Below are 19,178 nucleotides of genomic sequence, written 5' to 3'. Positions count from 1 at the left end.
GCATCTTCCGCCCATGCCAGCAGCTACGCCGCCAGAGCGTCATCCGCAGCCTGCTTGATCAGCCATTCGATGTGATTTGACCACATCTGCAACACCTCGCGCTTCTCCTTGACGTTGCTATAGAGATCGTAGATTTCGCCAATGTCTCCGGTGCGGGCTCACAGCCCGTCCATATAGCCGCCAGTCTGCTGCCTTCGAGTGGCCCATGTTGGCCGCGGCCAGGAAGTGGCGACGATTGAAAGGACAAAATCAGTTGCCGAAACTCATCGCAGGTGACGGTCTGGTGGCAATTTGGGCACATCTTGTGTCTCGTCGCCAGTAAACACGGATGCCCGGCAGGAGCTGAGCTCGCTGCCGGCGGAAATCGTAGAGCGCCAGCGACGCATTCTGATCTTTCGTCAGGCAGTCGACCGCCTTGGCATACGCCTCGGCCTCCATCTCGATCGACCTGAACCGGTATCTTGTGCGCCATCCGGACGATCTGGGAAAGCTTGGCCGGGCCGGCGCCTTCCCAGGCGCACGGGAAGCGCGACGACCCATGTGGACCTTGGATTTCACTCCGCACTTACGCTGCTTTGGCCTTGTCAGCAGCCTGAGCATAAAGCGTGCTCAGCTTTCAGGCCGAGCACTCATCCATTGTTGACAGCACCTGTCGTCATTCAGGATCGCCCCATTCTCGCAGGCCGCTTGCAGCTTTCAGGCTGTTGTCAGCCAGGGCCGCCATAAAGGGTCTCGTTAAACAATTCAGGAGGCCGTTCCAATGAACAATCAGTTTGCGAGACTTTTTCGAGGACCAGGTATGCAGGCTTGTTTCAGGACAAAGAACTTTCTGGCGGCAACCACCGCGATGACGACGGTATTCCTGCCGGCTGTGTCTCTCGGGGTGGGTCTGGTAGCATTTCCAACTGGAGAAGCGTTGGCCGACGACCCGATTTCGATCCCGCTGGAGTATGTCGGGGAAGGCCATGACCGCCTGGGCATCTGGGCCAAGATCAACAATGGCAACGCGCAGCGATACGTATTCGACACGGGCTCGGACCAGCTCAACACGCAGATCGGGTCAGAGGTGACCGGGGTCCGCCCGATTGCCGACACGCCTTACGTATATACGTACGGGGACGGAACGTATGGTAATAAGCTTCAGAACGTGGAAATTGATAAATTTACATATGTCGATCCAGATCAAAAGATAACAATCGACGGGCCGTCTGTAAGCGATAAGAAATACCGGGCTGCTCGCATTCTCGATTTTGTCTATACCCATGCGTATTGCAAGGACAACAATCTTAAGTGCACGCCGGGATCCGTGACGGATGGACTTAAAGATATGTATGGTCAGGATCTCCAAGAACCTTATCACGCCGATAAGGAGCAGCGGGCGAAAATGACCGCTGGCAAGATGGCAGACGAAGGCGGCGATTTCGCAGGTACATTCGGGGCCGGCGATTTTCTTGGCAAGACAAGTGTCTGGGGCATGATGGGCAGTGTCACCAGGTCTGGCTACGTGGTCTCCGCCAATGTGAATCCGGATTCCGAGAGCGACCAAACGCCTGGCTGTTCCCCCTGCACGATTGTCAACCTCAATCCAAGCCTCCGGGCCCAATATACTAATGCCATGCCATGGGGAGAACCCGAGGAAAAAGATCAGGATTCTTATCAGAATTTTCCTGGCTCTGGCGCCAATGCCTCGACCGAATACGAAGGCAGCTACAATCTGCAGTACACGGTTAAGGATGGAGCCCCACCAATCACCGACCCCAACAAGACCGCGGTATTGCTCGACACCGGCACACCGGGCGGTGGCAGTCTGGAGATCAGTGATGCGATGCTGAAGCAATTTCAGGATGCGGGCGTCAAACTTAAAAATGTTCGGAGAAATGAGCAACGCGAGATCGTAAGCGCATCGGGCAACATCCCGAGCGTTACAATCGCAGGAACGGATGGCGATCCGGTAAGGCTGGACAATATCGACTTCACCTACACCAGCGGCACGACGGAACAACCCAATGACCAGACCAGTTTTGTTGCCGGTCTTGACTTCTTCAAAAACAGATCGGTCATTTTCGATCTGGAGAAGAAGTATACCGCTTATACGTCACATTTCGTCACTGCCAGCAACTTCTCTACCGATTCATCCGCACCCGAAGGGACCGGTCTGAGCAGGATCACGACGAGCATGGGGAATGAGGGCGGGTTCGGCATAGCGGGTGTCGTCTCCGGCTCCGGATCGCTGACGCTTGATACAAAGACGGTGGTCCGGATGACGAATGTCAACACCTACACCGGCGAGACGAATATTGCTCAGGATGCCTATCTCTCGCTTGCGGGGCTCGGCAACATCCAACGGTCAGCGAAAGTCGTTGCAGACGGCACGTTCGATATCTCCGAACATGGAAATGGCAGCGACTATTGGGGAATCTCCGACGCCTACAACGATGCCCGTATTCGTAGCCTGAGTGGCAGCGGAACGGTCGAACTGGGCAAGCGTACCCTGGTGCTAACGGATTCGAACGACACGTTCGCCGGCAGCATCAACGACCTCGACGTTGATAACAATAATATGGGCGGCAAACTATTCGTTGCCGGTGGCGTGCAAACGCTGAGCGGAAAGAACAATTTTTCCGGCATGACGACGGTCGGTTCCGGCGCGGGATTGCTGCTTGCCGATACAGGTGTGCTTTCCCATGATGCGACCACGTCCGGCTTTCTCGGGAATGACGGGCAGATCGGGGGCACGGCTATCGCAAACAGCGGCGGTGTCGTCGCAGGCGGCGGCACCTACGGTGCGGTCACCATTTCCGAGGGCGGCACGGTCGCTCCTGGCAGTGCGACCGATCCGAGCAGGATCGTCACCACACTGACTGTCACGGGCGATTTCGCGCAGCAGTCCGGATCGATCTATCAGGTCGACCTCGCAAGGTCGTCCGATCTCATCGATGTTGGCGGAGCAGCGGCGATCGACAGCGGCGCGCAGATCGAGCTGCTGCGGCAGGGAACGCTATCGGTCGATGCCCGATATACTCTGCTCTCCGCAGCAGGCGGCGTAAGCGGCACCTATGGCGGGCTGACGGGGGCTCTGGCGACAGACGCGACGCCCTTCGTCGATTTCCAGCTCGTCTACGATGCCAACAATGTCTATCTCGATATCAGCCGCACATCGACGGCGTTTGCCGATGTAGCCAGCACCTTCAATCAACGCTCGGTCGCCGCAGCGGCTCAGGCGCTTGGAAGCGGTAATCCGATCCAGGACAACATCCTGTTCCTGACGGCGCCGGAAGCCCGCAACGCTTTCGATATGCTATCAGGCGAGGTTCATGCTTCCATTCATAGCGGCCTCATCGAGGACAGTCATTCTGTACGCGATGCCGCGAGCGAACGGATCCGTGCGGCGTTCGACGGCGTCGGTGCCTCCAGCGTTCCGGTGATGACTTATGGGCTGGGTGGTCTGGAACTGGCCCCGGCAACGAGTGAGAATTTCGCCGTATGGGGCCGTGGCTTCGGCGCCTGGGGTCATCTCGACAGCGACGGCAATGCCGCCGGTCTCGATCACTCGACAGGCGGCTTTCTGGCTGGCGGTGACGCGGCTGTCGGCGAAAGCTGGCGGCTCGGCCTCATCAGCGGCTACAGCCATACCTCCTTGGAGGCGGACGATCGCGCGTCGTCGGGCTCGAGCGAGAATTACCATCTCGGTCTTTTTGCCGGCACGCAGAACGGCAATCTCGGTTTTCGTTCCGGCCTTGCCTATACCTGGCACAGCATCGAGACCGGCAGGTCCGTGGTCTTTCCAGGCTTCGCCGACAGCCTTTCGGCCGATTACGACGCCGGCACGTTCCAGGCCTTTGGCGAGCTCGGCTACCGTATCAATACGGCTTCGGCTTCCTTCGAGCCCTACGCTAATCTCGCTTATGTGAATTTTGACGCCGATGGCTTCACCGAGAATGGCGGCGCAGCCGCCTTGTCGAGCGGGGATCGCTCGAGCGACACGGCGTTTACCACGCTAGGTCTGCGTGCGTCGACGGTACTGACCCTCGGCACCGTGACTGCTACCGCGCGCGGCGGTCTTGGCTGGCGCCACGCCTTCGGCGACGTCAGGCCGGATACCGCTCTTGCCTTTGCTGGCGGTTCCTCCTTCGCCATCAAGGGCGTGCCGATCGCAAAGAACGCAGCTCTGCTCGAAGCTGGGCTTGACGTAAACATCACCGAGAACGCGACGTTCGGCATCGCCTATCAGGGACAGATCGCCTCGGATGCCCAGACACACGGGTTCAGCGCCAAGCTCGGCGTCCGTTTCTAAATCACCCGCAAAAGAGATTGGTTATGAAGTCAGTGAGTGCATTTTCTTTTACCGTCGTTCTCGGCTCAGCGACGGTGATGTCTGTGTCCGCCGCGCGAACGGACGATGCCTGCTACAACAAGGCACAAAGCCTATGATGACGCAATGTTCAATCGACGACCTGAAGCCAGTCGATGGCGAGCTTGACAAGCTCTACAAGGAGATGGAGACCCGGCTCAAAGAGTCCCGGCGCATGTCCAGGAACTGGTCGAGACCGCGAGGGGCTACAACGCCACCTCGGAGAACACGCGCGACGCCTACCCCAAGGATTGGCGGCATTTTTCCTCCTGGTGCCGGCGCGCTGGCTTCGATCCCCTGCCTCCGGGCTCGAAGGTGATCAGGCTCAATATCAGCGCCTGTGCCTCGGGCACCGCCGCCGGCGATCCGAAGCGTGGCGCCCCTGCCCTTTAGTTTGCGACCATCGAGCGGCGGCTTTCCGGCCTCGCCTGGAACTTTACCCAGCGCGGCCGGCCGTTGGACCGCGCGGAGCGGCATATCTATAAGGTTCTTGCCGGCATTCGCCGCAAGCACGCAAAGCCACCGCGGCAGAAAGAGGCGGTCCTGGCGACGATCTGCTGGCGATGATCGCCACGCTCGGCCACGACCTCAGGGCCTGCGCGACCGCGCTATTTTGCTCCTGGGCTGTGGCGGCGGCCTGCGGCGCTCCGAGATCGTCGGTCTCGACGTCATGCGCGACGACAACAGCGATGGCGCCAGCTGGATCGAGATTTTTGACGGCAAGGGCTGCTGGTCACCCTGCGCGGCAAGACCGGCTGGCGCGAGGTCGAGGTCGGCCGCGGCTCCAGCGACCACACCTACCCCGTAGTCGCGCTCGAGAGCTGGATCCGCTTTGGCCGCATCGCACGTGGACCCCTGTTCCGCCGCATCTTGTCGATCAGGTCGATATAATACGAAAAAGCCGCCGCCATTCGGGACGGGCGTCGGCTATCATGTCCAGCCATTATGCGGCGAGCGGATAGCTTTCGCCGGACCAGGCAGAGAACTTGGCGGCAAAAGCCTTCATCTCGTCGACCGCGAATGTGGTGCGCGGTTGCGAACTCGACTTGCTGGGCGAGAGGGACCTCGCCGAGAAAGGCGCTGACATGAGCGGGATGCTGCTTGGCCAAATCGAGATCCGCAAAGCAATCGGCCAGCGCCGCGTCGTCCAGCTGTACGCTGCAGGGCGCGTTCACGTCGTCAAGACGGATGCCAAATGCTTGCTCATAATGGCCGCAAGGTAATCGTTTCGGGTCGGAGACACAAGTTGCCGCCTCCTTCGCCGTAGAGTGGCCCGATACAATCACGATCGATATTGCCACCTCTTATCGATAGTGATCGCATAGTTCCCTGATTCGACTCTCAACCGCTCATATCAAGCGATTACTTCCATGTATCTGCTGCGCTAGCCCGTCCTGGCCTTGGAGTGTCGCTCCTCACCTCCTCCACCACTCACCAGCCCGATGGGAGTATCGCCCGCCAGCAGCTTCTCCTTGCTGAGCAGCGCGGCAACCTCAATCGCCTCGAAATCGGGCAAATCCCGCAGTGTGTCGAGGCCGAAGTGCAACAGGAAGGTCTTGGTCGTGACGTAGGTGTAAGGCGTGCCAAATTCAGCGGGCAGGCAGACGTTGACCCACAACAATCAAGGGGACGGTGCAGGCCAAGATTGCGGCAGGGCTTGGGCCCCCCACCCTTCTCCTCAGAACTCCGCTGCTTCCAGCTGGCGGCTGAAACTCACAGGCGCAGCCAGCTTGGTCTCTAACAGCATCGATCGCATCATGGTGTCTGCCATGAATCCGTGTGCGTGAAGCGCTCCAGAGCGAAGATGTTGGGCGTCAACCAGGTTCACTCCAATGAGCTTCACTTCTCGAGTTCTGCACAGTGTCCACGACTGGCGCCGGAGGTTGATCCGGTGATTAGGAGGAGCACTCGTTGTCGGATTCTCGACGATGTCGGACATGTGACACAACGCTTCCAGAGCGATCGCATTGTTCCGAAACGATTTTCCCAGTTGGCACGAAGGTTGCGGCCCTATGCGCAAAAGCACTGCGATGCCGCACCGACTGGAAGAACTCATCAATGATCACGCTTTTCGAACATGTGGGCGCCGCTACCGACACTGAGCGTTCCCGAGCCGACGGAAGCCTCTATCCCTTCTTTCTGAAGGCTGTCCGGACATGAACGCATTTGATGTCCGTCCAACGCTTGATGCTCCCGACGACGATCCCTATGTCTGGCTTGAAGATGTAGAGGGCGAGCGGGCACTTGCCTGGGCCGCCGGCCAATCGGCAAGGACTCTGAAGCACTTCGGTGGAACGCAGTTCGAGCGCGACCGCGCGGCTCTGACAGCCATTTTCGACAATCGCGACAATCTTCCCCTGATCGCGCGCCGTAGTCAGTACCTCTACAATTACTGGCGAGATGACGGTAATCCACGCGGACTGTGGCGCCGGACCACCCTTGCCGCCTACATGAAGGCGGATCCCCAATGGGAGCTACTGCTCGATCTGGATGCTCTCGCGGCTAGCGACGGAGAGGACTGGATCTGGGACGGCGCGTCCATCGAGCCGGAGAGACGGGAAAGAGCCGTTCTGCGCCTGTCGCGCGGCGGCAGCGACGCGGTCGTGCATCGCGAATTCGACCTGATTTCTCTGAGCTTTGTCGCCGACGGCTTCAACCTCCCCGAGGCCAAAGGCTACGTTAATTGGCTGGACCCTGACACGCTTCTGCTTTCCAGTGCGCTTGGTAATGGCATGGCCACCCGCTCCGGCTATGCGCGCACAGTTCGACTGTGGAAGCGTGACGCGGATCCCCTCACCACGCCGGCAATCTTCGAGGCCGGGTTCGAAAGCTTCCAAGTGTCTGGTCATTCGGACCGCACCGGCCGCAGCGAGCGCCTTTGGTTCATCGAGCAGCCGGCCTTCTTCGAGAAGATCAGCTGGATCGGCGATAGGAGCGGGCCGAGGAGGCAGATCGATCTTCCTCGCGACGCGTCGTGGCGGGTCTTCGGCGACTGGCTGGCGGTAAGGCCGCGCAAGCCCTGGACGGTGGGAGGCACCACCCATCCCGCCGACGCGCTGATCGTCATCTCGCTTTCCACTTTCCTCGCCGGCGGACGCCGTTTTGAGACCCTGTTTCAACCAGGGGAAAGGCGCTCCATGCAGTCATTCTTCTGGAATGACGGGAAGCTCATTATCTCTTACCTCGTCAATCTCGCACCGCGTTTCGAGATGTTCACTCCCGGCCACCAGGAATGGACGCGCCGAGTCCTGAACACCCTGCCCGCCGAAGGTACTGTCGACGTCTGGTCATTCGATGCGGCAGTTCACGAGACCAATGGAGAGGTCCTGATCTGTGCTCAGGATCCGATCACGCCGCCGCAGCTCTTGCTGTTCGATCTGAATGCCGCGCCGTCTCTCAGCGCTTCAGCAATCCTGAAGCGCAGCCCGGAGAATTTCGATGCATCCGGACTGGTGGTCACGCGCCACGAGGCAGTCTCTATCGATCATGAGCTGATCCCCTATACGCAGGTTGGTCCGGCGAACGGGAACGGAGATGCTCCGATTCACCTTTCCGCTTATGGCGGGTTCGGCGTATCATTCCTGCCCTACTACAACTCCCCGCTGGGCAAGCTGTGGCTCGAGCGCGGTGGCACGTGTGTCGAGGCGAACATCCGCGGCGGCGGCGAGTTCGGCACCCGCTGGCACGAAGCCGGGCGCAGGGAGGGCAAGCGTCTCGCCCACGACGATTTCGCCGCCGTTGCCTCCGACCTCGTGCGAAGGGGCATCACCCTGCCGAGGCGGATTGCCGCCGAGGGTGGCTCAAATGGCGGCCTGCTGATCGCAAACATGCTGACCCGCTATCCTGAGCATTTCGGGGCTCTGTTCTGCACAGCACCGCTTATCGACATGCGTCGCTACACCAAGCTCTTGGCGGGCGCGAGCTGGATCGACGAATATGGCGATCCGGACAAGGTTCACGATTGGGCTTTCCTGAAGGAAATCTCCGCCTATCACGCCGCAGCGCCGGGACAGCCCTATCCGCCTATCCTGATCGCCACCACGAAACGCGACGACCGCGTCCATCCGGGCCATGCGCGCAAGATGGCCGCAAAACTGCAGGCTCTTGGCTATCCCGCTTACTTCTACGAGGCCAGCGCAGGCGGGCACGGCTGCGGCGAGGACAATCGGGAGCAAGCCGCATTCATCAGTCTAGGCACCAATTTTCTCCGCAGCGCAATCGGCTTCAACGATCACCCTCCGGAGACGGCGGAACGCGTTGCAACGCAAGAGGGGCATTTGAGGTCCATCAACAATTCATTCGAGCAGGAGACGAAATAGTGCAGTGCATCCTTTCTGAACATCAAGGAGTGAATCTCATGGCGAGAACGCGAATGGGCGTAGCGCGGGCAACAGCAGCGGCGGTGGCCCTGATCATGGTGGGACAGCAGGCCGTCGCCGCGGAGCCTGCGCAAGCAGAGACCGTCCTGGCGGAGACGGGAGCCTCGGTCACCGAAGCGCCAATCCCTTGGCAGGTCCGCCTGCGGGCGTTGGGCGTCGTTACGAAAGATCTGGGCTACGTTGATACGCTTCCCGGCTCCGGTCTTTCGTATTCGGACACGGTGACGCCGGAACTCGATATCTCGTATTTCTTCACCGACAACATCGCCGCCGAACTCATACTCGGTACCACTTATGCCAACATCGCGGGCCAAGGGACGATCGGAGGGTTGGGCAACATCGGCAAAGTTTGGCTGCTGCCGCCGACACTCACGTTGCAGTACCATTTTACCGATCTCGGCGCGTTCAAGCCTTATGTCGGCGCCGGCGTGAACTACACGATCTTCTACAACCAGGACACTGGCAGCGCTGATGCTCTCAAGGTGAAGAACACGTTCGGCACGGCGCTGCAGGTCGGATTCGACTACATGGTGGACCAGCACTGGGGCCTCAACTTCGACGTGAAGAAGCTTTTCCTGAAGCCGGACTTCGACGTCACGGTGACCGGCGCGAAGCTGACGGGGAAGGCGGAGCTCGATCCCTGGCTGATAGGCGCAGGTGTCACCTACCGCTTTTGAATATCAGAGTGAAGTCTGCTTCCCGACTGCCGGTTTAAATGAAGGGCGCCTCGCGCGCCCTTTTTTACGGTCGACACTGCAGCGCAAGACCTCATGAAGCTATTGTCGGGCGGGGTTCTCTTCCGGCGGACCAAGAAGATGCACTGGCCAACCGGCCTTGCGCCTGAGGTGGAGTGCTTAGAAGCGCTTTGGATCGGGACGGGCTTTGGTATTGTGGGTGGAATGCTTCAGCCAGACCATTTGCCAGCATCGTCTCCCGGACGTCATGTGTGAGCTTCTTTGTCAGCGCAAGGCGAACACGGATCTCCTAGCAGGCCGTTGAAGAAGTGTCCCGTTTGGCCTTGAGGATTGCCTCGTCGCCGTTGTGATAGAAGGTGATGTCGATGGAGCCGTCGTCGAGCAGTTCAGCATGGCCGTCGCCTGTGACCTCGTCCATTTCGTCGAATCCGACCCATGTGAAGAAGACCGTCGACGGGCCGTAGCCGAGTTCGAGGGTTAGATGAGCCAAACGCCAGTGGGGCGTCCTGGGGACGACGCGCGCGAGATTCTGGTCGTGGTGGCCAGCCCAATACGATGTGAGAAGTTGCTGCCGGTGCGGGTACCGGAGGTCGCCGATAGTGACAGCCGATGTTCGACAGCGGCAAGGACATGCTCAGCCGTCAACGCGCCGAGGGCTTGGCCGGGAATGGTGGTGATGGAACCAATCCAGAAAGCGGCGGCTGCCCAGGAGAACGCCTTCGCGGGACTTTGACTCCAGTCCGCACACCCTGCTCAGATAGTCCGAAAAAGAGGTCAGAAGCGGAGCATCCGGATTATTATCTACACTGGGAACAGAAGCATGGAAGCGTTCTGGAGCCACTCGCCGCGCGTTTACCAGTGCCGACACTGCTCCAAGCTGACTATCTGCCATGACCACCTGCCGAACGTAGTCCGTTGATGCCACCGGTACCCTTCGCGGTCTGCTCCAGCGGGAAGATCGGGTCTGATCGACCCTGCTGACCTGTGCGGCGGCCTCTCTCGCTAGGGCGTCCCCCTTCCTGTCGTCCTCCTCCGCCGCTTTCGGCTGCTTTCGGCCCGCCGCCCTCGCCAAGGCGTCGTAGTCGGTAAGCGCGTCCTCCGTCTCCTTTAGGGGCTTCATCGCGTGACTAGAGTTTAGCGCGTGTTTGTAGGCGGCGGACCGAATGGTCGTCGAAATGCCACTCAGCGCCACCGCAAGATGCCCTAGGGCTTCCGCCTCATGATCTGACAGCGGCACGTCACGATTAGAGCCGATTGCCCTGCCTTCTTCCAGTTTCACAATGTTTGTAGTCATTTCCTGCTCCATCGCGTTGACTGAGATACGATGGAGACGGAAGTGGAGAACAAATTTTTACAAGCAACTAAGATGATATTCTCGTCAACGGGACAATAGTGGACGTTGAGGGCGGCGAACAGGGTGGTGGTGCCGTTGCGCTTGTAGTCGTGCCTCATCGTACCGAGCCGCCCCTTCTTCATCGGCAGGCCGGGTGGGTGCGGTCGAGCGCCGGATCTGGCTCTTTTCATCGACCGACAGAACGATGGCATGGGCCGGCGCATCGAGATAGAGGCCGACGACGGCGCGCAACTTGTCGACGAACTTCGGATCATTGGAGAGCTTGAACCTGGCGCCAGCGGTGGGGTGCGAGACCATGCGCCTTCCAGATGCGCCTGACGGCGCTGGCGCTGATTGCGGCGGCTTGCGCCATCATGTCGGCGGTCCAGTGGGTCCTCTCGCCCGGCGGATCGGCAAGCGTCAGTGCCACGACGCGCTCGCCGACATCGGGACCGAGCGGCGGAATGCGCCACTGTCGCGTCTTGTCGCGCAGCAGCCCGTCACAGCCTTCCGCGGCAAAGCGCTCCTGCCAGCGCCAGACGTCGGTCTTCGACTTGCCGATGCGGCGCATGACCTCGCCGGTGCCGACGCCGTCGGCGGGCAAAAGCACTATCTCGGCGCGCCAGACATGCTTTTGCGGGGCGTTGCGATCCCTGATCAGCGCCGTCAGACGGACGCGATCGGCCGACGAAACGGTGAACGATCTTCCTGTGCGCATGCGCCAGACTCGCACGCGCAGGCCAGAAAGGGAATCTCTGATTGGACTCCTATGTCAGGCGGGAACCACTAGACGCCGAGACCGCCGATGCAGACATGTTTGGTGTCGAGATAATCCACGATGCCCTGGAGGCCGCCTTCCTTGCCGAGGCCCGATTCCTTGACGCCGCGGAACGGCACCTCCGGCGTGGTGATCAGGCCTTCATTGACGCCGGTACTTCAGTCCTTCCATCACGCGGAAGGCGCGACCGAGATCGCCGGTGTAGAAGTAGGCCGCGAGGCCGAACTCGGTGTCGTTGGCGAGCGGCGTGCCCGACCTGAGACATGGGTGACGTTTTGTACCGGACACGGATGAAGTGCACCCCTCGGGTGAGCGTTTGCTCGATAATATCCACTGAAGTGAAGCAGTCGGTCTTAATGCTGGAACTCATGCCACCCGACCGACCCGGGAATTCGCAGCAGCGGCGCCGTCGAGTGCAGAACGAATGCCGTCAACCAAGGGGTCGATCTCGCTTTCGGTGATTATATAGGGCGGACAGATTCCAAGCACTTCTCCCATATTGCGGATCATGACGCCGTGCTCGCGGCACCGCCGCTCGACATCGCCGATCCTCAGCTCGGGCGCGAAGACGCGACGGGCGCACGATCCTCGACGATCTGAACCCCCGCGATGAAGCCGCGGCCGCGGGCTTCACCGACAAGCGGATGGTCGCCGAGCGCGTCCGCGAGGGCTCCATGCAAGTGATCGCCGAGACGACGCGCCTGGGTCACGAAATCGATCTCGCTGTAGATCCTGATCGCCTCGGCGGCGACGGCCGCTATCACCGGATGACCGGAGTAGGTGAAACCGTGACCGAACACGCCGACCTTGTGGGCCTCGTCAGCGGCGCATTGATAAATCTTGTCGAGATAATGACGCCGCCAATGGGCAGGTGACCGGATGAAAGCCCCCCGGCGATCGAGAGCATGTCCGGTTCCATCCCAAATGTCTGGCTACCAAACCAGTTCCCGGTGCCTCCGAAGCCGCAGACCACCTCGTCGGACAGCATGAGGATAATTTCTCACTTTCTTGCGAAGATCGGGGGTGTCCACGGTCATTCGTATTACGCGAGATCCGCGAGGCCAAAAACCATCATACCAGAGAGGCGAAACTGCTATCTAGGTGTTTAGATGCAAGAAATTAATCCTGCATTGTTCCCGCACCAGGAACACCCGAGAGGATACCAAGCAGTATTGAACCTTGTTGAAAATGCTCTCGGCGCGCTGGGCGTTATAATTTCTCGAAGGCGATCACAAGGACGTCGCGATAAGCGTACGGCATTTTCAGGTTTTCGGCCACAATCGACGATACATCGTGAAAGGTTTCGCGGTCGTTGCAGATCACAAAATCATTCGGGGAGTTCATTTCGACCTCGCCGAGGAACTCCTTTGAGGCGTCGGTGATCATGCTCATGCCGCCGGTGACGTTGACCCGCCCAATCATATAGCAAGCAATGAAGTCCACCCCGTCCTGGTGAAGGCCCTCGGGTGCCGGTTTGCCATTTACACCATCGCGCGCGACAATCCGGTAGGGATGGATCTTGATATTCCAACGATCATGTCGGGCGGCTTCACATAGAATTCTGCAGAAACCTGTCAGAATCTTTTCTAAGACGGGATGGTCTATAAAGGAGTTTTCAAGGGGCTCGAAGTGGCGCTTGAAGCCGCCATTCAGATGATTGACACTTTTTGATTGTTCGTAGGGGGCGTGGGGTAGGAGCCTAAAGATTCCGTCAGTCGCGTCATATTCAAAAGCGCTATAGCGCCGGTAACGATATGTTCCGCCGTCACGCATGTATTCATCGAGAAGAAGTCGATTCCAATGGTCAGCAAAGTTCTTCCAGGCTGCATCAATTTCGATGCCAAAGCAGGCTTCGGCGCGCTCGCCTTTTGAAAACCACCATCCATTTGTCACCAGACCGTCAGTGCATTGTTGACTGAGGTTGGCCGGCGCCTGGGGTGCGTTGTTTTCCACGGGTGTCTCCCTTTTGGTGACTTGGCGAGGACGGAACGCTTTGGACAACGCTATGTGGGTTGCGGCTTGGTATTCCCAAAGGTCGCGGTCCCTAATGTATCTCGGCGTCCTGGCTCGGATCGACCGAGGTAAAAAGCGTGTGTGATCGACTATGTAGCTGACGCTCCCGCTAACGCCCTCGAGGGCGGATGCAATGGCCCGTTCGCACATCTGGTGAATAGTACTGCCCCATGCACCTGAAACCGCCTCTTGGGACCAGGCTTGCTCAAGCCCTTGCTTCAAAACGATTGATGCCACGTCAAGAGAAGCGGTTTCGAGGTGACGCAGCGCGTCGAAGATAATGGCCGCGGCAGGGGCCTCGCGGACTTCGAGAACCTTTTGGCCGGTTGTGATGTGTTCAAGCCCGACAAAGCGGCCGTGCCCGAATTTGCCGACCGTGTTATTCAGGAACGGGATTGCGTCGACCAATGCAACATCACGGTCATCAATTGACACGAGACTTCCGTCTGCAAACCCGAGTTTGATCTCTACCGGCTGCTCTGCGGGAATGTGGCGCGTCCAAGCAAATGCCTCCTCGGGGATGGAAAAGTTCTCGGGATCTTCCAAAGGCCCCGACTCGAATTCCCGACACCAGAGGTTTTCGTCCGCGCTCCACGTGCGGTCCGCCACAAAAGTCGCTCCACACTTGGACAGGTCGGAGGTCTTCTGTTGTCGGGATATCACAGAGCATTCATACGGACTGCCGAAGTTGCCGGAAAATCCTGAGCGCTTAATGCTATTGTTAAGGCGCGGAAGACTGTTTTGAGAAAGGTTTGCTGTATGAAGAACCAGCCGTGAGTTGATTGACCTAGCATGATTAACAACCAAAGATGCGATTATGGGACGGCTCAACGAACTGCTCAACGGATAGATGCCAAGGTACTTGGCGTGGGCTCGAATGGCTGATTTCACGCCTTGTTCGACAAAGGCATCCCGCCCTTCGAGGCAGACAAAGCGCGCGCCGAACATGGCTGCCGTCCGTTCCAACAAAGGCTGATCGATGCGCGTTCCGACATCCGCTGCGACAGCTTCAATGTTCGCAAAGCCAAGGCTTTGCAGCTTGTAGAGAAGATAGGTGCTGTCGAGACCGCCGCTGAACATGGTTGCAACTGGTGCGGTTCGGTCCGGAAAAGCCTCCAGATCTTCAAAACTCGAAATGCCGCCGATGGCGGGTTTGGTGGAAGCCAAGATGGGGTTCATTTGGATGTCCTGCTCTCAAACCAGATGCCAGCAAACGTCGCAGCGAGGACGAGGCCTGCGCCTATCAAGCTCGGTACTGTCAAAGGCTCATTCAGAAGAAGGTGCGCTAGAACGAAACCAAAAAAAGGTTCTGTTCCCATCAAGAAGCCAACCCGTGTCGGTGTGGATTTTCTCACTGCGGCATTTTGAATGTAGAATGCAGCGAGGGTGCAGAAGAGTGCAAGGAAGGCAACAGCGCCCCAAAACTGAAGGGTGGCCCTCACAACAAGGCCTGAAATTCCGAACTGAGCGACGGCCAAAACGAAAGTAAGTGTTGCCACCGTCGATCCTTGGATGGCCGTCAGGGCTGCAGATGAAATCTGCCGGCCGGCCAGAAGGCGTTTGGTGGAAACGACCATAACCGCTCGCAGAATCGCGGCCCCCAAGACAAGCGCGTCACCCGGGCTGAACCTGCTGATCCCGCCAGTGAGAATGCCGACACCGATGCACGCTATGGCAGCACTTGCCAAAATGCCCGTAGGTGGAAGTCGCCGTGATAGCCCATAGTCGATGCTCGGCGTGAAAATCACACAAAGCGATATGATCAAGGCCGTGTTCATTGCGCTTGTCGATGCAACGCCGTAAGTTTCAGCAATAAAGATGCAAAAAAGTATTGTTCCCAATGCGAAGCCGCGGATGAAATCGCCCCAGGAGACCAATGCGATCTCATGTCTTGCAGCCACTGCCGTAATGATCGTAGTAATCAGGAAGCGATAAAGAACAAGTATCGAAACCGGCGCGTAGAACAGTGCGCCTTTCCCGACCGGATAGCTCGCCCCCCAAACGAATGCGACTCCCAGCAAGGCTAGATCCACCGAGAAAGATGGCGTCCGTGTTTTCCTGACAGGTATTGGAGAACTTTCGAAAACGTCCACCTTCAAAGTTTCCTTTGTGTTAGCCATCCACCCCTGCTGCGAGGGTCAAACAGATCAGGTCGTTCAGCCTCTTGGGCGATCCGTGCCGCGGCGTACTTGTTTTTGGTAACGCAAGTGCCGTGCCGATTCGGAAAACCATTGCTAGACAACAACCTGGTCGCCTTGATAGTTCGGCGGTTCATGTCCATTGTTGTCAGAATGCCGACAATGACTTCAACTGCAGGGATCCTACCGGCAGGGCCTCAAGGCGAACACGCGGCTCCAAGATGCCGACACGATGGCTGGTTCAGCCATGCTTCGACAGTTGCCTGTTTTTTCAGTTCCTTTGCTGTTCGTGCGCTAACCGCAACGCTCCATACTAGTCTCGCGTGGCTGTCCCCGTGGGGTGGGCGGCAGAAAGCGATTAGGCCCGCTGAAAGAGGCGAACCGCATCCGAAGGATCGTAACCAAGAGAAGGACCTGAAGCGAGAGCGAAGGTTGCGGGAGGCCGCGGCGGGCCTAAAAGGCAATGCCGACCGCCCCAGGAAAGGCTGACAAAAACCGCAGCGGCCGACTGTCCAATAGGGTGCGCCGGGCCAGGGCGAGCCAAATGGCAGGGGCTGCCGGGGGACCCTAAGAAAAGCCTGGGTTCACGAGCACCCGGCGCGCGCCATCAGGCGGCCAGCTACTTGGAGGGCGGGTGTATCATGCCTGTTTGTCGGGCCGAACCAGATCCATGTGGCTGACGCCGAGGGCCAATGCCAGTTCATAGATCGTGATAATTGTCGGATTTCTTCGGCCTTTCTCCAAGCCGCTGATGTACTGCTGACTGAACCCGGAAATCTCCGCAAGCTGCTCCTGCGTCAGGCGCTTCCTTTGCCTGATCCTCTGCACATTCCGTCCGACCAACTTGCGCATATCCATGCACGCAAGCCAGCGGATCAGGCGGCTTGAGTTTATCAACTATAATATGTAATCCACATTTAGCAGGCACAGGGCTTCGCGGGTCCATTGGCCGGAGATAGAATTAGCGATGTTGCAGCCCAGATCGAACACGCCGTTCGCCGACGAGGTCCCCTGGTCGGACCGCATTACAGCCTACGACAAGGACCACTTTACAACCTATATGAGGCTCCTGGACGCCTCGGCCGACAACGCCACTGAAGAGGAAATGGCCAAAGTGATCCTCGGCATTGATCCGGCACGCGAACCTGAGCGCGCACGCAACGTTCTTCGCAGTCATCTCGACCGTGCAAACTGGGTGGTGACGAGCGGCTACAAGGATTTGTTCGCCAGTTGACGAAATGGGCGGTGCGGTCGCTTCGCTTCAAGCAACGAAGTCGCGCAACCGCCATGCATCGACGTATCACCACAGCGCGGATGGCCCAGCGCTTCGCTGTCTCATCATTTTGTCCTCCGCTCGCCAATGGCTGCTTCCCAGGAATGGGTGCGGCGGCGAATCATGACAGGAACGGGTCCGCCGTCTGAGCCGCACCGCATCCGAAGGGCCGGATGGACAACCTACTGAAAGCTCACAGCTGGCTAAGGGTTGCGGGACGCCGCGGCGGGCCTAGAAGGATGCGGCGCCACCTGCTGAGAAAGGCACAAAACAGAGCGAATTGCGAGAGTCTAACGACGCGCTAGGAGGCGCAGCGGAATGGTCGAGACGCCAGAGCCAAGAAAATCGGGGCTCGACCCACCGGCACACGGCACGCGCGGTGATGGGCGCGGGCGCCCACTACGTGCGCAGGCTCAACAGAATCTCACACGGATCAGCATCGAGGGCCGCAGTTACGTCGAGAAACTCAATGACATCGAGACGCCGTTCGCCACCCTCATATTTCGCCACGAAAGATTGCGGACGACCAAGCTTCTCAGCCACCTGCGCCTGCGTCAGCCCTTTGACATTGCGCAGTGAGATCAACTGGGCCAGAAACCGCTGGTGGCGGGGAGATCGAAGAGATTTGGGCATTTAGGTGAACCGGCAGGTAGAGACCGGCTCAGCGACTAATCCCCGTTTCGGATTATCCCATTTTGGGATATTCTGCCTTGGATCCAGCGATCAACATGCGAGGTTCGCGGCAGACATGAATCAATCAACGGGAACAGATAGGACTCAAAGCTCAACACTGCTCGACGAAGTCCCTTGGTCTGACCGTCTTACCGCCTACGACAGGGCGCACTTTACCATCTATATGAGGCTCCTGGACGCCTCAGCCGATGAGGCGCCCGAAGAGGAAATGGCCCAACTGATCCTCGGCATTGATCCGGCACTTGAACCGGAGCGCGCCAGGAAGGCGCTTCGTAGTCATCTCGACCGTGCGAACTGGATGGTGACGAGCGGCTACAAGGAATTGTTCGCCAGCTGACAAATTCGCAGTGCTCGGTCATAGAAGCGTTCCTGTGCCATTGGTCAGGCTGATCGGGGCCTGCACCACAGACGCGCCGGCAAAATGGACCCGGTGGCGAGCACAATTCAGTTCCCAGGAAATCGGGGTTTGGCAACTGTCCGAGCGTCTGACGTGATAGAAGGTTCCGCTCTGTCTGGATGGGTATTAGCCCGGAGCAGCACTCCATATCGTACCGGCGCTCGACGAAGGGTCCACCTCTTCGCTTTCAAGCCGCATAACCGATAGCCATCGCCCTAAGTCAAGGGTTAGAGATTACCGGCAGGCAGGTATGCAAGCGGGCCATCCTCGGAAACTATATAACCGCACGACTAGCTGTGAGCTTTCGGGAGGTTGTCCATTCGGACCGGACCGGGGAGACTGGAGTTACCAAGCTTCAGCACTCACCGGAGGGTCCGAATGAACATCCATAAGAATGCCCGTCTCACACCGCTGCGTCGAGAGGAGATGGCGCTGTCGGTGATAGAAGGCGCTTTCTCCAAAGCCCATGCGGCGCGTGTCTACGGCGTGTCGGCCAAGATCGTGGCGCGCTGGGTCGAGCGCTACAAGTCCGAAGGGCGGGCCGGCATGATCGACCGTTCCTCGCGGCCCGCCAATATGCCGCAGGCCACCGCTGCGTTGATCGCCGAGCGCATCATGGCGCTGCGGCGGCAACGTTGGACCGGCAAGCACATCGCCCATGAGGTCGGCGTCTCGCCCGCCACCGTTAGCCGGGTTCTCAAGCGTGCCGGACTGTCGCGGTTGCGGGATATCGAACCGGCCGAGCCGATCCGACGCTACGAGCGCGAGCATCCTGGCGAGATGATCCATATCGATATCAAGAAGCTCGGTCGTTTCGAGCGCATCGGTCATCGCATTACCGGCAAGCGCACCGGCAATGCCAGCTCGCGCGGCAGCAGTTGGGAGTTCGTCCATGTCTGCATCGACGACGCCTCCCGCATCGCCTTCTCGCAGATCCTGCCCGACGAGAAAAAAGAAAGCGCCATCGCCTTCCTCAAGGCGGCGGTGGCCTACTACGCCAGCCTCGGCGTCACGATAGCCCGCGTCATGACCGACAACGGCTCCTGCTACAGATCAAAGGCCTTCGCCAAGGCCTGCCGCGATCTCGGCCTCAAGCACGTCAGGACAAGACCCTATACACCCAAGACC

15 protein-coding genes and 4 pseudogenes are annotated in these 19,178 nt (G+C 58.9%); 8 read left to right on the top strand and 11 right to left on the bottom strand.

The window, feature by feature from the left end; genetic code table 11:
• Window positions 1–760: 760 nt before the first annotated feature.
• From EN884_RS02960 to EN884_RS38490, 3 genes and pseudogenes are all read left to right on the top strand, one after another.
• Window positions 761–4,294, top strand: coding sequence for an autotransporter domain-containing protein (locus EN884_RS02960; RefSeq protein ID WP_082826570.1), 3,534 nt, complete (start codon window positions 761–763; stop codon window positions 4,292–4,294).
• A 243-nt stretch (window positions 4,295–4,537) separates the two neighbouring features.
• Window positions 4,538–5,221, top strand: a pseudogene (locus EN884_RS39295) (integrase); the annotation flags it as partial.
• A 116-nt stretch (window positions 5,222–5,337) separates the two neighbouring features.
• Entirely contained in the window at window positions 5,338–5,574 is a 237-nt protein-coding gene (locus tag EN884_RS38490) for a hypothetical protein (RefSeq protein WP_063169293.1), read from the top strand.
• A 161-nt stretch (window positions 5,575–5,735) separates the two neighbouring features.
• Here EN884_RS38490 and EN884_RS02945 read toward each other — a convergent pair.
• Window positions 5,736–5,936, bottom strand: a pseudogene (locus EN884_RS02945) (SMC-Scp complex subunit ScpB); the annotation flags it as partial.
• A 93-nt stretch (window positions 5,937–6,029) separates the two neighbouring features.
• The gene (locus tag EN884_RS02940; RefSeq protein WP_095769041.1) at window positions 6,030–6,290 is read right to left on the bottom strand and encodes a hypothetical protein; all 261 of its coding nucleotides are present in this window, start codon (window positions 6,288–6,290) and stop codon (window positions 6,030–6,032) included.
• Between the two features lie 217 nt (window positions 6,291–6,507).
• On the opposite strand from EN884_RS02940, the gene EN884_RS02935 reads away from it, so the two are divergent.
• Both EN884_RS02935 and EN884_RS02930 read left to right on the top strand, forming a co-directional pair.
• Window positions 6,508–8,670 carry a prolyl oligopeptidase family serine peptidase gene (locus tag EN884_RS02935; RefSeq protein WP_082826571.1) on the top strand — a complete coding sequence of 721 codons (2,163 nt, stop codon included), beginning with the start codon at window positions 6,508–6,510 and terminating at the stop codon, window positions 8,668–8,670.
• 38 nt (window positions 8,671–8,708) lie between these two features.
• The gene (locus tag EN884_RS02930) at window positions 8,709–9,407 is read left to right on the top strand and encodes an OmpW family protein (RefSeq protein WP_063169295.1); all 699 of its coding nucleotides are present in this window, start codon (window positions 8,709–8,711) and stop codon (window positions 9,405–9,407) included.
• 307 nt (window positions 9,408–9,714) lie between these two features.
• On the opposite strand, the gene EN884_RS02925 is transcribed toward EN884_RS02930, so the two are convergent.
• The 8 genes and pseudogenes from EN884_RS02925 to EN884_RS02890 all read right to left on the bottom strand — a co-directional run bounded on the left by EN884_RS02925 (window position 9,715) and on the right by EN884_RS02890 (window position 16,545).
• A complete protein-coding gene (locus EN884_RS02925; RefSeq protein ID WP_244514237.1) occupies window positions 9,715–9,915 on the bottom strand; it encodes a hypothetical protein in 201 nt (66 codons plus the stop codon).
• A gap of 905 nt (window positions 9,916–10,820) precedes the next feature.
• Window positions 10,821–11,476: pseudogene (locus EN884_RS02915) on the bottom strand (IS630 family transposase); the annotation flags it as partial.
• 68 nt (window positions 11,477–11,544) lie between these two features.
• Window positions 11,545–11,779 (bottom strand): annotated as a pseudogene (locus EN884_RS02910) (aldehyde dehydrogenase family protein); the annotation flags it as partial.
• 308 nt (window positions 11,780–12,087) lie between these two features.
• Entirely contained in the window at window positions 12,088–12,336 is a 249-nt protein-coding gene (locus EN884_RS40075; protein ID WP_063169297.1) for an aminotransferase class III-fold pyridoxal phosphate-dependent enzyme, read from the bottom strand.
• Complete coding sequence (locus EN884_RS40070; RefSeq protein WP_263485461.1) at window positions 12,297–12,524, bottom strand: aminotransferase class III-fold pyridoxal phosphate-dependent enzyme; 228 nt, start codon at window positions 12,522–12,524, stop codon at window positions 12,297–12,299. The genes EN884_RS40075 and EN884_RS40070 overlap by 40 nt, the downstream gene beginning before the upstream one ends.
• A gap of 221 nt (window positions 12,525–12,745) precedes the next feature.
• Window positions 12,746–14,728 (bottom strand): argininosuccinate synthase-related protein, encoded by a 1,983-nt coding sequence (locus EN884_RS02900; protein WP_063169298.1) that lies wholly within the window; start codon window positions 14,726–14,728, stop codon window positions 12,746–12,748.
• Entirely contained in the window at window positions 14,725–15,669 is a 945-nt protein-coding gene (locus EN884_RS02895; protein WP_082826572.1) for a DMT family transporter, read from the bottom strand. Before EN884_RS02895 ends, EN884_RS02900 begins: the two co-directional genes overlap by 4 nt.
• 657 nt (window positions 15,670–16,326) lie before the next feature.
• Complete coding sequence (locus EN884_RS02890) at window positions 16,327–16,545, bottom strand: helix-turn-helix transcriptional regulator (protein ID WP_029354714.1); 219 nt, start codon at window positions 16,543–16,545, stop codon at window positions 16,327–16,329.
• A 109-nt stretch (window positions 16,546–16,654) separates the two neighbouring features.
• Here EN884_RS02890 and EN884_RS02885 point away from each other — a divergent pair, with 109 nt between their 5' ends.
• Window positions 16,655–16,921: a DUF2285 domain-containing protein gene (locus EN884_RS02885; protein ID WP_063169299.1), complete on the top strand. Its 267-nt coding sequence runs from the start codon at window positions 16,655–16,657 to the stop codon at window positions 16,919–16,921.
• A 438-nt stretch (window positions 16,922–17,359) separates the two neighbouring features.
• Here the strand turns inward: EN884_RS02885 and EN884_RS02880 are convergent, their stop codons facing one another.
• Entirely contained in the window at window positions 17,360–17,593 is a 234-nt protein-coding gene (locus tag EN884_RS02880) for a helix-turn-helix transcriptional regulator (protein ID WP_082826573.1), read from the bottom strand.
• A 115-nt stretch (window positions 17,594–17,708) separates the two neighbouring features.
• On the opposite strand from EN884_RS02880, the gene EN884_RS02875 reads away from it, so the two are divergent.
• Together EN884_RS02875 and EN884_RS02870 are read left to right on the top strand one after the other, a co-directional pair.
• Window positions 17,709–17,990, top strand: a complete 282-nt coding sequence (locus EN884_RS02875; protein WP_063169301.1) for a DUF2285 domain-containing protein — start codon at window positions 17,709–17,711, stop codon at window positions 17,988–17,990.
• Between the two features lie 438 nt (window positions 17,991–18,428).
• A partial coding sequence (locus tag EN884_RS02870) for an IS481 family transposase (RefSeq protein ID WP_128360464.1) occupies window positions 18,429–19,178 on the top strand: 750 nt, incomplete at its 3' end.

Source organism: Mesorhizobium sp. M7A.F.Ca.AU.001.01.1.1, from assembly GCF_004022735.1.
Classification (GTDB): Bacteria; Pseudomonadota; Alphaproteobacteria; order Rhizobiales; family Rhizobiaceae; genus Mesorhizobium; species Mesorhizobium ciceri.
Note: the sequence above shows the minus strand (reverse complement) of the source record. Positions and strands in the feature narration are given on the sequence as shown.

Bases quoted from the DNA above. Each gene is read 5' to 3' on its own strand.
- EN884_RS02960 (WP_082826570.1), top strand. From the start codon at position 761: ATGAACAATCAGTTTGCGAGACTTTTTCGAGGACCAGGTATGCAGGCT.
- EN884_RS02940 (WP_095769041.1), bottom strand. From the start codon at position 6,290: ATGTCCGACATCGTCGAGAATCCGACAACGAGTGCTCCTCCTAATCAC.
- EN884_RS02935 (WP_082826571.1), top strand. From the start codon at position 6,508: ATGAACGCATTTGATGTCCGTCCAACGCTTGATGCTCCCGACGACGAT.
- EN884_RS02930 (WP_063169295.1), top strand. From the start codon at position 8,709: ATGGCGAGAACGCGAATGGGCGTAGCGCGGGCAACAGCAGCGGCGGTG.
- EN884_RS40070 (WP_263485461.1), bottom strand. From the start codon at position 12,524: ATGCTGTCCGACGAGGTGGTCTGCGGCTTCGGAGGCACCGGGAACTGG.
- EN884_RS02900 (WP_063169298.1), bottom strand. From the start codon at position 14,728: ATGAACCCCATCTTGGCTTCCACCAAACCCGCCATCGGCGGCATTTCG.
- EN884_RS02895 (WP_082826572.1), bottom strand. From the start codon at position 15,669: ATGGCTAACACAAAGGAAACTTTGAAGGTGGACGTTTTCGAAAGTTCT.
- EN884_RS02890 (WP_029354714.1), bottom strand. From the start codon at position 16,545: ATGGATATGCGCAAGTTGGTCGGACGGAATGTGCAGAGGATCAGGCAA.
- EN884_RS02885 (WP_063169299.1), top strand. From the start codon at position 16,655: ATGTTGCAGCCCAGATCGAACACGCCGTTCGCCGACGAGGTCCCCTGG.
- EN884_RS02880 (WP_082826573.1), bottom strand. From the start codon at position 17,593: ATGCCCAAATCTCTTCGATCTCCCCGCCACCAGCGGTTTCTGGCCCAG.
- EN884_RS02875 (WP_063169301.1), top strand. From the start codon at position 17,709: ATGAATCAATCAACGGGAACAGATAGGACTCAAAGCTCAACACTGCTC.